At 68.5% G+C, this 8,383-nt stretch carries 8 protein-coding genes; 3 read left to right on the top strand and 5 right to left on the bottom strand.

Translation table 11 applies throughout. The features are described 5' to 3' along the window. A partial coding sequence (locus tag P3L51_RS33475; protein ID WP_354609115.1) for a TetR/AcrR family transcriptional regulator occupies positions 1–537 on the bottom strand: 537 nt, incomplete at its 3' end. 162 nt (positions 538–699) lie between these two features. Here P3L51_RS33475 and P3L51_RS33470 point away from each other — a divergent pair. Beyond that, entirely contained in the window at positions 700–1,374 is a 675-nt protein-coding gene (locus P3L51_RS33470) for a TetR/AcrR family transcriptional regulator (RefSeq protein ID WP_354609114.1), read from the top strand. A 52-nt stretch (positions 1,375–1,426) separates the two neighbouring features. On the opposite strand, the gene P3L51_RS33465 is transcribed toward P3L51_RS33470, so the two are convergent. Beyond that, a complete protein-coding gene (locus P3L51_RS33465) occupies positions 1,427–2,071 on the bottom strand; it encodes a DUF3159 domain-containing protein (protein ID WP_354609113.1) in 645 nt (214 codons plus the stop codon). Positions 2,072–2,463: 392 nt separating this feature from the next. Continuing rightward, entirely contained in the window at positions 2,464–2,898 is a 435-nt protein-coding gene (locus tag P3L51_RS33460; protein ID WP_354609112.1) for an alpha/beta hydrolase, read from the bottom strand. Positions 2,899–3,287: 389 nt separating this feature from the next. Here P3L51_RS33460 and P3L51_RS33455 point away from each other — a divergent pair, with 389 nt between their 5' ends. Further along, positions 3,288–3,980, top strand: coding sequence for a hemerythrin domain-containing protein (locus P3L51_RS33455; protein WP_354609111.1), 693 nt, complete (start codon positions 3,288–3,290; stop codon positions 3,978–3,980). An 896-nt stretch (positions 3,981–4,876) separates the two neighbouring features. On the opposite strand, the gene P3L51_RS33450 is transcribed toward P3L51_RS33455, so the two are convergent. After that, on the bottom strand, positions 4,877–6,352 hold the full coding sequence (locus P3L51_RS33450) for a sensor histidine kinase (RefSeq protein WP_354609110.1): 1,476 nt from the start codon (positions 6,350–6,352) through the stop codon (positions 4,877–4,879). Beyond that, a complete protein-coding gene (locus P3L51_RS33445) occupies positions 6,339–7,019 on the bottom strand; it encodes a response regulator transcription factor (RefSeq protein ID WP_354609109.1) in 681 nt (226 codons plus the stop codon). The genes P3L51_RS33450 and P3L51_RS33445 overlap by 14 nt, the downstream gene beginning before the upstream one ends. A 128-nt stretch (positions 7,020–7,147) precedes the next feature. On the opposite strand from P3L51_RS33445, the gene P3L51_RS33440 reads away from it, so the two are divergent. Further along, on the top strand, positions 7,148–8,383 hold a 1,236-nt coding region (locus P3L51_RS33440; protein WP_354609108.1), incomplete at its 3' end, for a glycosyltransferase family 39 protein.

Genomic DNA, 8,383 nt, shown 5'->3' with positions numbered 1-8,383 from the left:
GGGTCCGTGCTTCTGAGCCCGTGCAGGACCCGCAGCGCCGCCGCGCCCGCCGCGACGTTCACCCGGATGTGGGGCATGGGGGCGGGCAGGCCCGTCCGGTGGGCGAGCACTGCGGTTGGTCCGTGTTCGGCGTGGTCGCAGGCCATCAGCCAGGCGATGCGCAGCGCGGGTTCGTGTCGGGTGAGGTGGATCAGCCGGGCCGAAAGGCTGAAGTACTGGAGGAAAGGGTCGTGCGGGTCGGGGGGCGAAATGGGCCGCTTCGGCAGTGAGGTGGTCCTCTAGAGGGGTCCCGGGTGGCCAGCCGTGCAGAGTGTTGAGCTCCCAGTCGAGGCCGCGCAGTCCGATGGGTTCGGCGCAGCTCTCCTTGTTGCGGAAGTGACGCCAGATGGTCCGGGTGGACACTCCCGCCTCTTCGACAATCCGGTCGCCGCTGGTGGCGGTTCCGCCGGTCAAGAAGAGCCGGGTCGCCGCGCGGGAAATGCGCAGCCTCAGCCGTTCGCGCGGGTCCGGGAGGCGTACTGATGCGCTGCCCGACATAGCGCTCTCCTCCCTTTCCTGCCCATGATGTCACTTGATAGCATTCTGTCACTTAGTGAATGTCGGTCGAGGATGCGATGAGTCGCTATTTGTTGGGACGATTCGCCCGGCCCCGAAGGGGCGGAACGGCATGGTCGCGTCCGGAGCGGGAGGAGAGCGGGTATGGCGGGAGCCGAGGGAACGACCGGGCAGGGACGCGGCGGGATGAGCGCCGAGCGCAGGCGCCGGATTCGGCTGGAGGTCTCGCGGGAGGCTTCCCGCCTGTTCTGGACCCAAGGGGTGGAGGCGACGAGCGGTGACCAGATCGCCGCGGCCGTCGGCCTCTCCACCCGGACCATCTGGCGCCACTTCCGCAGCAAGGAGAGCTGCGCGGAGCCAATCGTCATGAGCAGCGTCGACTGGGAGCTCAACACCCTGCGCAGCTGGCCGCTCGGGCTCTCCCTGGAGGACCACTTCCGCGCCGAGGCGCTGCGGCACGGCCGTGAGGCCGGCCCGGTGGAGCGGGAGGACACCGCGCTCGGCATCAAGATGATCCGCCTCGGTGACAGCGAGCCGGCCATCCGGACGGCCTGGCTGATGGCCTGTGACCAGGTGGAGCGGCAGATTGCCGAGATCATCGCGAAGCGCCTCGGGGGCGAGCCGGACGATGTGGAGATCCGGTTGCACGCGGCGACCGCGGGTGCGGCACTGCGGGTGCTGAACGAACACGTCGGGGCAGGCCTGCTGGACGGCGCGAGTCCGGAGGATTTCCGGGGCACTCCCGAGCGGATCGCCCACGCGGTCCGCCGGGCCACGGGTGGGGCCGTCGGGGATCCGGTCACCGGCGACACGGCCTGAGGGCGTTGCCACCGCCGGAGAGGGCGGCGGCTATGCCCGTGCCGTAGAGACCTCACCGCTTGGCTTCTATCAGCCCGAGGGCGCGCAGGCGGCGGTCGGAGGCGCGGACCGCCCAGGCCGTCACGAGCAGCCCCACCGCCAGCAGCGGGTAGCCCATGACGATCTTGGCGACGCCCAGCGACCCAACCTCGTCCTGGGTGTACAGGTACTGCTGTACTACGAACCGAGCCGCGAAGATCAGCGCCAGCGTCACCGTCGCGATGTCGAAGTAGAACCGCGAGCGACGCTCCTCACGCCACACCTGGCCCTTGCCCGTCATCGAGTTCCAGATCACCCCGGCCAGGGGCCACCGCACGACCACCGACCCCAGGAACACCACCGCACCGGCCAGACTCAGCCAGATACCCAGCAGGAAGTAGTCCTTCGCCGACCCCGTCCACCAGGCGACGCCGGCCGCGATCGCCACACCGAACACCCCGCCCATCGCCGGCGACGCCGACTCCTTGTGTACCAGGCGCTCGGTACCGATGATCACGGCCACCCCGAGCGCCACCAAGATGCCGACCGCCAGCCCGCCCATCGCGTTCGCCACCACGAACGCCAGCGCCGGCAGAGCCGAATACACCATGCCTCGCGTACCTCCGGCCTGCTCCAGTGCCGACGGTCGCTTGGACTGTTGCGGGGTATGTGCCTGCATGCTGTTCACCTGGTCCTTCTGCCGGGCGGCCTTCCGAGGCACCCGTGCGGTCTTGGGTGGTACCCACTGGCACCTTCCAATCTGTCGCTTGACGACATTATGTCATTAAGTGACAAGGAGTCAATGTGTCGGACACCGCACGCCTCGCGTGGGTGTCGCCGAGCCGAGAAACGGGCACATCCGCCCAGTCGCCAAGTACGGGACCACTGCACGGATAAGCGCCACGGCTGGGTCTTCGCCGTCGCCCAGGGCCTCGGATACCGCTCGGGCACTGCATCGTCTTTCCAGGCCGCCTCTCGGCAAGCCGGACCGGGCCGCCGCCGTTCCTGGACCGCGCGGCCCGTGACGCCCATGCAGAGCCTGTCGAAGCGGCAGGCCAAGGGCCTACAGGCTCAGTTCGAGGGGCAGACGGTGTCTTCGTCGGGGCGTTCGCCGGTGGTGAGGCAGGTGGTGACGATGTCGTTGGCGCACTTGTTGTCGAGGAACAGGTACGCCAGATGCCCGCCTTGGTCGGCCGTCACCAGTCGCGCCCGGTTTCCGAGCGCCGCGCGCGTCTTGAGGGCGCTGTGCAGTGGCGTCGCGGGGTCACGGCGGTTCTGAAGCAGCAGGATGTTGGACGGGCCGCGGTCGGTGAGTTTCACCGGCTTCTCGCTGGGCTGCGACGGCCAGAACGCGCAGGGTGTGATGTCCGCGCCGGCGGCCCCGAACTTGGGGTACGCCTTGTGGTCCTGCTCGACGTTTCGGGCGTAGACCGAGACGTCCGTGGGCCAGTTGGAGTCGTTGCAGTTGACGTGTATCTGACTCGCCAGATAGTTGTCCGAGGGCACGCCGGACGAACCGCCCGCCGGGCTCTCGCCTTCGGCCGGCTTCAGCTTGGGGATCGGCTTGCCGGTGTTGAGCGCCTTCCATATACCGGCCAGTTCCGGCAGCTTGCTGTCGTAGTAGAAGCGGTCGAAGGTCGCCTGCCGGAAAGCCCCGCCCGTGAATCCGTCGACGCTCGGCTTCCTGTCGAGCTTCGCGGCGATGTCGGAAAAGGTCTCTTCGACCTCTTCGGGCGTCCGGCCCAGGCCGTACTTCTCGTTCTGGGCGGCTGCGAACTTGGCGAAGTCGGGGAAGCGGTCCTCGAAGCCCCGGCCGAAGTGGCGGCAACGGCGCGGCGGCCTCGCCGTATCCGTGCTGTAGGCGGATTGAAAGCTACGGCCTCGAAGCTGCTCCCATGCACACCGAGAAGAACGAGAAGCTGGCCGACAGCCGCGACATGATCGGCGCGCATGACGCCATGCGGAGGGAGTTCGGCGCTCTGCCCGAGCTGATCGCCGGTGTGCCGGCGGGTGACGCGCACGGCACCGCCGTCGTCGCCGGCCACGTCCTGATGATGGTCGACTTCCTGCACGCCCATCACACCAGCGAGGACGACCACGTGTGGCCCCGACTGCGGGAGCGTTGCCCCGACGACGTCGGGCCCCTCATCGAGACGCTGGACCAGCAGCACGCCTTCATCGACAGCGAGTTGGAGGCGCTCGCCGCGGGCGGCCGGCGTTGGCAGGCCTCCGCAGACGTCTCCGACCGGGATGCCGTCGCCGCCGTTGCGGAACGTCTGTTGCCGGCGGTGTACGAGCATCTGGCGCTGGAGGAGGAGCGGATCCTGCCGCTCATCGATCGCCACCTGACCGAACACGAGTGGAAGACGACCGTCGAGGCGTCCCTGGGCAAGGTGTCCTTCGCGCGGCGTCTGCTGATGCTGGGCATGGCCCTGTACGGGGCGAGCGAGGAGCAGGCCCAGTTCCTGCGTGCCGCCGTTCCCGCCGTCGTCTGGCATGCCGGTCGCCCGCTCGGGACTCGTCTCTATCGCACCCATCGTGAGCGCCTGGCCTCCGCGAGCCGCTTTGCGTCCAGCATTGCTTGCTGATTCGCCAGGAGTTCGGCCATGCGGCCGTTGTCGGGGGAAGCGTTAGACACGATCTCTCCTGCATCTAGGGGATCGGTTGCGGCAAGGCGCTGATCAGCTTGGCGCGGGCGGACATCTCCGGACAGACGGTGGCGGCGGCCTCAATCCGTTTCCCGCTGGTGTTCCTTGCGGTGATCGGGGTGGGTGAGGGGGTAGCGGGCGAGTCGACGCGGGAACAGCGAGGGGCGATCGGCTTCGACGCGCTCCTGGTTGACGTACTTGTGGAGCAGGTTGGAGCTTTCGCGACTCCGTTCGCGAATCCCACCCCCGGCCCCGGTATCGCACCGCGGGTGTGGCCGGGCAGTCCGACGCCCGACCACAGGCCCCAGGTCCGCGGTGTCAGCCACGACTCCCGCGAGCTGACCGAGTCCGCCGTCCGGTCCTTCCGTGCGAGATGTCCGCCGGCAGTGGGCGTAGCCGGCCTCACTTGAACAGCTTGGTGAACGCCGGCGCCCAGGTCCCTGTTGGGCCGGCTGTCGCCACTCGATATTTCGCGAGGACAGGGAATCGAGCAGCAGCCGCATATCCATCGAGTAACTCCGTTGCGACTCACGTTTCATGTTCTGGATTGTGTGGGCCAGGACGACTCTGGAGAGACCTGCGTCGACCATCCGTCCGGCCGAACGATCTCGGCGAGGCCGGCCGCGCGGAGTCGGCCGGCCAGGTCGTCGTGGTGGCAGGCGGTGATCTCCGAGCCCTGCGCGGGTCGGGCGGTGGAGGTCCACGGCAGCCGCCCCCTGACGTCGGTCAGGGCGATGACCGCCATCCCGTGCCGTCTGTGCTTGGCCGGTCAGCGGCGTCTCATCGGTGGCCGGTGTTGCCGGGGTGAAGCGCCTCAATTCTCGCGGTGAGGCGCGCTATTCCTCGGCTGGAGTGGGGGCTCGGGGAAGGCGTAGCTGGAAGCATGCTCCGAGGGTCCGGGGGGTGAGCGTGAGGGTGCCTCGGTGGCGGTGGGCCAGGTCGCGGGCGATGGCGAGGCCCAGGCCGGTGCCGCCTTGGTCGCGGGAGCGGGCGTCGTCGAGCCGGACGAAGCGTTCGAAGATGCGCTCGGCGTCCTCGGTGGGCACGCCCGGTCCGTCGTCGTGCACCGTGACGACGACCCAGGCGTCCTGGTTACGAATGGTGATCTGGATGCGGTGTGCGGCGTGGCGGACGGCGTTGTCGATGAGGTTGCGCAGCAGCCGTTCGTGTTCGCCGAGGTTTCCGTGTGCGTATGCGGGGGCGGTGCTGTCGCAGGTGAGGGTCAACGGCCTTTCGGCGAGGGGGTATTGCTCGGTCAGGCGGGAGGCGAGGGCTGTCAGGTCGACGGTTTCTGGTATGGCTGTGGGGGCGCGGGTGTCGAGGCGGGCGAGGAGCAGCAGGTCTTCGGCGAGGGCGTGGAGGCGGCGGGTCTGTCGTGCGGCGGTGGTGGCCGCGGCGGGCCAGTCCGTGCGATCCGGGTAGGCGAGCGCGATTTCCAGGCTGGCGAGCAGTGTGGTGAGGGGACTGCGCAGTTCGTGGGCTGCGTCCGCGACGAAGCGGCGTTGCTCGGCGGCGGCGTTGTCGAGGCGTTGGAGGGTGGTATTGATGGTGGTGGCCAGGGCGGTGATCTCGTGTCCCGTGGCGGGGACGGTGACGCGTTCGCGGGGGTCGCTCGCGGTGACCGAGGCGGTAAGGACGCGGATGGCTTCGACGGGCCGCAGCGCGAATCGGACGGCGAAGTAGGCGGCAGCGCCGATCAGTACGAGGCTGACAAGTCCGGCCCGCAGCAGCACGCGGTCGGTGACCTCGGTGATTTCCTCGGCTGTGTGCGGGAGCACCACCACATAGACCCGCAGCCTGGCGTCGGCGGCAACGCCCAACGCTGCTCTTTCCTCGCTGCTGAGTTCTTCGGCCGGAATATCGGCGATCAGGACCCGCTGGGTCCCGCCGGCCATATCGAATTTGTCCCTGGGGTCGTAGTTGCGGTTCACAGGTATGCGGACGGTATCGGGCGGGTATAGGCGGGCCCTCCCGGTCGGCGGGGCGGGCATCACGTGATCGGTGCCGGGGTAGGCGAGGGCAATGGCCCCGCCGGAAGCGACAGCGGTGCGTCGACCGGAGGCGACGACCTCGAACGGAACGGTGCTTGTGGAGACGGGAACCACACCCTGTTCCAGCTGCTCGCAGAGAGCGTCGCGCTGCGTCCGGGCCTGTTCTTCGGCGATCTGTGTGCCCCGGTGGTAGACGTCGCCGTGTACCCACCAGCCGATGCCGAGCAGGATGACGGCGGCGGTCGCGGCGACGGCCAGGGCCGTGCGGGATCGCACCGACCGCGGCCACCAGCGCAGTCGTCGCGGCTCAGTCGCGTTCACGGTCGTCCACCAGCCGGTAGCCGGTGCCCCGTACGGTTTGCAGGGATTGCCGGTGGAACGCGGCGTCCACCTTCTTGCGGAGGGCGCTGACGCGCGCCTCCACCAGGTTGGGGTCCCAGGCTTCATCGGGCCACGCGTGATAGAGCAGATCCGCTTTGGAGACCGCCTGGCCCGCCCGGCGGGCCAGCAGCTCCAGCACGGCGAACTCCCGGGGGGTGAGTTCCACCCGGGCCCCGGCCCGGCGGCAGACCCGGCCGGCGACATCCAACGAGAGGTCGCCCACGGCCAGGACGGGCGGGGCGAGTGTGGCGGCCCGTCTGACCAGGGCCCGCAGCCGTGCGACGAGCACCATGTAGGAGAAGGGTTTGGCCAAGTAGTCATCGGCCCCCGTGTCCAGGGCCTCTGCCTGGTCCCAGTCCCCGTCCTTGGCGGTGAGTACCAGGATGGGGGTCGCGTTGCCCTCCCGGCGAAGTTGGGCGCAGACCTTGTAGCCGTTGAGTCCGGGCAGCATCAAGTCCAGTACGACAAGGGCGTATTCGCCGGTCCGGGCCATCCACAGTCCCTGCCGGCCGTCATGAGCGAGGTCGACGCTGTAGCCCTCGGCGGTCAGACCGGTGTGCAGGGTGTGGGCAAGGTCCACCTCGTCTTCGACCACCAGGATGCGCATGTGGTGCAGCCTCGCACAGCGCCGGCCCGCTTTCCTGATCGGCCGGTCAGGTTGGGTCAGCATCCGGTCAACGAGGTCCGGGCACGCTGGCGGAGTGTCTTCGCCGCTGCTGAAAGGCCCTGTCGCCGATGTCCGTTGCCGAACGCGTCCCCGCCGTGGCCAGGACGGTTTCCCCTCCCTTACCCGCCCGCCGACGATCACCGGGCCCGGCCAAAGCCGTTGTCGTCATCGCACCCCTGTTGCTGACCATCGCTCTAGGGCTCTGGGGTATCCGCAGGAAGAACACTATGTGGGGGGACGAGGCCGTCACCTATCAGCTCGCGCACCGCGATCTTTCGCAGATATGGCTCACCGCCCAGCATGCTGATCTGGTCCATGCCCTCTATTACGCCGTGATGCATGAGATCTTCGGTTTCTTCGGCGGAGGGCTGCTGACGTTGCGGCTGCCGTCTGTGCTGGCGATGTCCGTGGCGGCGAGCGGGGTCGGGCTTCTGGGGCTACGCCTGGCGGGACCCCGTGCCGGGCTGCTCGCCGGGCTGGTGTTTCCGCTCCTTCCGCACGTACAGAAGTACGCACAGGAAGGCCGCTCGTATGCCATGGTCTGCGCCCTTGTCGCCTGGGCCACTTATGCGCTCGTGGTCAGCGTCCCGCATCGCGCCCGGTGGAGGTGGGCGGTCTATGGCTCCACCATGCTGCTGGCCTGTCTGCTCCATGAGTTCGCGGTCCTCGCCCTGGTTGCGCACGGCGTCACCTTGGTCGTCTCGCGTGTTCCACGACCGGTGCTGAAAGCGTGGAGTGTGACTGCCGCGGGCGTTGTGGCCGGGCTGTTGCCGCTGGCGATCTACAGTGCGGGGCAGTCGGGGCAGGTCTCCTGGATCGACGGACCGGTGCGGCTTCATGGTCTCCTGGCTGTGGCGGTTGTGGTCGTGGCGTGTGCACGAGCGCCCCTGGGGGTGAGGGGGCCCGTGCGGCTTTCTGTGCTGGCTGTGCCGATTCTTGTACTTCCGGGCCTTCTGCTGCTGATCGCGTCACTGGTAAAGCCGATTTTCGTCGACCGGTATGTGCTCTACAGCAGTATCGGAAGTGCGTTACTGCTGGGCGCCTGGATGGACTACTTCCACCGGCTGCATCGGTCACCGCGCAACGCGTGGATCGCGGCGGTTGTCGTACTGGCCACGCTCGTCCCGCCGAGCCTTTCGCTGAGGACGCCCCAGAGCCGGACCAATGACGTCACCGCCCTCGGCGCCACCGTACGTAAGGAAGGCCGTCCCGGTGACGGGCTGCTCTATCTCTCCGGCCAGCACCGTATCTTGACCGCGGTCAACCCCGAAGACACCCGTTCTCTGCCGGATCTGGCCCTGGCG

The organism is Streptomyces panacea (assembly GCF_040560175.1).
GTDB classification, from domain to species: domain Bacteria; phylum Actinomycetota; class Actinomycetes; order Streptomycetales; family Streptomycetaceae; genus Streptomyces; species Streptomyces panacea.
The sequence above is the reverse complement of the archived record's forward strand: the minus strand, read 5'-3'. Positions and strand labels throughout refer to the sequence as shown.

Coding starts and splice junctions, on each gene's coding strand:
- P3L51_RS33470 (WP_354609114.1), top strand. CDS start 700: ATGGCGGGAGCCGAGGGAACGACCGGGCAGGGACGCGGCGGGATGAGC.
- P3L51_RS33465 (WP_354609113.1), bottom strand. CDS start 2,071: ATGCAGGCACATACCCCGCAACAGTCCAAGCGACCGTCGGCACTGGAG.
- P3L51_RS33455 (WP_354609111.1), top strand. CDS start 3,288: ATGCACACCGAGAAGAACGAGAAGCTGGCCGACAGCCGCGACATGATC.
- P3L51_RS33445 (WP_354609109.1), bottom strand. CDS start 7,019: ATGCGCATCCTGGTGGTCGAAGACGAGGTGGACCTTGCCCACACCCTG.